The organism is Hymenobacter agri, from assembly GCF_054778495.1.
The window spans coordinates 1-2,139 of the sequence record NZ_BAAGZM010000678.1 but is presented as its reverse complement, the minus strand read 5'-3'; the positions used below and the strand labels follow the sequence as shown (position 1 = coordinate 2,139).

2 protein-coding genes are annotated in these 2,139 nt (G+C 66.9%); both read right to left on the bottom strand.

The window, feature by feature from the left end:
• Positions 1-1,617: autotransporter outer membrane beta-barrel domain-containing protein (locus tag ACYVDE_RS20950; RefSeq protein ID WP_460503480.1), on the bottom strand; the 1,617-nt coding region annotated here is incomplete at its 3' end.
• Between the two features lie 265 nt (positions 1,618-1,882).
• On the bottom strand, positions 1,883-2,139 hold a 257-nt coding region (locus ACYVDE_RS20945), incomplete at its 5' end, for a hypothetical protein (protein WP_460503479.1).

Sequence of the window (2,139 nt, the reverse complement as noted above, 5' to 3'; positions counted from 1 at the left end):
GGCCACGCCGGGCAAGGCGGGCAGCTGCACGGTGGCCGTGGCGTGGACCGGGTTGGGATACACGGTGCTGCCGGCCAGGGGGCCGGCGGCGGTAGTGGCAGCCAACGTAGCATCGGCGAGCGTGGCCAGGAACCCGCTTTCATTGGCCAGGGTGGCACTGAGCGTGATGCCGCCAAACGCCGCGGGCGGCACTACTACGCCGCCCACCACGATACTCGTGCCGGTAGTGCACACGGCATAGCTCAGGTCGCTGCCCGCACCACCGGCGGGCTGCACCCATCCAAAAGAGCCGGCTGTCCCCGCATCCGTGAGCTTGGCCACGAAGCCATCGGCGCTGTACGGGCCATTGCCGACAGCGCCGGTAGCCGTGCTGCTGCCAAAGGTGGCCGTCGGGCCAACGAAACTACCCGCGATGTAGAGGCTGGCCCCGTGCAGCGCCAGGGCGCGCGGCGTTTCACTGCCCGGCCCCCCGATGGGCTGCACCCAGGCAAAGGTGCCGCTGCTGCCCGCGTCGGTTAGCTTGGCCACGAAGCCATCGGCCCCGTAGAGCGCGGCGCTGGAGTTGACCAGCGTGAACGAACCCAGGCTAATGCTGGCACTTTCGAAACGCCCCGCCACGTACACACTTGTGCCGCTCACGGCCAGCGCGGTAGCCAAGTCGTTGAAGATGCCACCGGCCCGGTAGGCCCACACATAGCTGCTGCCGGGGCCGGTATCAACCAGCTTGGCCACGAACATATCGTAGGCATTGCTGGTGCTGTAGCTGCCGGCATTGTTGGTAATAATAATGCTGCCGAAGGCGCTGGCGCCGCCCGAGAAATTTCCGGCCACGTACACATTACTGCCGCTTACCGCCAGGGCGGCGGGGCTGTCGTAGAGGGCGCCCCCGGCACGTTGCACCCAGCCAAAGCTGCTGGTACTGCCGGCATCGATGAGCTTGGCCACTACCACGGGGCCGGCCCCGGCCGGTACTACGGCGCTGCTGCCAAACGTGGCAACGCCACTCGCAAAGGAGCCCCCGGCGTACACGTTGGCCCCGCTTACGGCCAGGGCCGTAGCAAAGTCTTCGCCGGTCCCGCCCGCGCGCTGTGCCCATACCAGCCGACCGGTGAGGCCGTCGTCCACTATTTTAGCCACAAATGTGTCGCGGGTGCTCAAGCTCGCGCCCACGTTGGGCAGGGCCAAGGCACCCACAGCCAGCACATCGCTGTGATACGAGCCAGTGAAGTAGATGACGTTGCCGCTCACGGCCACGGCTTTGGCCTCGTCAGTATCGTTGCCGCCGGCCTGCTGGGCCCACACGAAACCCCCTTGGGTGCTGCTCCACTTGGCCACAAAGCCGTCGGCAGTACCGCCCACGCTGGTGAGGGAGGTAGTTCCGAAGCGCACCGTGCCCGTAAACGAGCCCACCACGAACACATTGCCGCTGGCATCAGCAGCCGTGCCCAGTACCGACGAATAATTGCCGCTGCCCTGGCTCAGCAGCAGGGCCGATTGCCAGGCCGGAACCTGGGCGTGGCCCCGCTGGGCGACCAGCCACAGCAACGCCAGCAGCCACCGAGCGGGGCGGCGGGCGGCCGGGCTTGGGAAGAATGCAGTAGTAAAGAATGACAGCATGAATGAGGGAAACAGGGGATAAAGCCCATCCGCACCAGATGGGCTACGCTAAGCGGAAGGTACTGCCCGGCTGTTTGCCGCAGGCGCAATGCGGACCCGGCACCCGCCACCAGTGGCGGTATCCGACGGCAGTATGCCCAGGTGGCCCGGCACATGTGCCGGGCCACCTGGGCATACTGTCTCAACCTATCGGCACATGTGCCGGACCATGCAGGTACAGTGCCCACGCCTACCGGCACATGTGGCGGCGGCGGTGGGCACTGCGTTAGGCTTTAGGGGTTGTTTTGGCGGTGTCGCGGTTGGGGTTGCGCCGGGGCAGCAGGCCGTAGTTGAAGTACGCTTCGGCCTGGGCCGGGTGCTCCCAGAGGGCGGCCAGGGCGGTGCAGTGCATCTGCCACAGCAGCGCGGTGGCCTGGGCCCAGTGTCCGCCCAACGCACCAATGGTTTCCTTGGCTACTTTCAGGCCGGCATCCTTGGCGGCGCTGGCGTGGGCCAGCTCGGCCAGCAGGCCGGTGGCGGTGT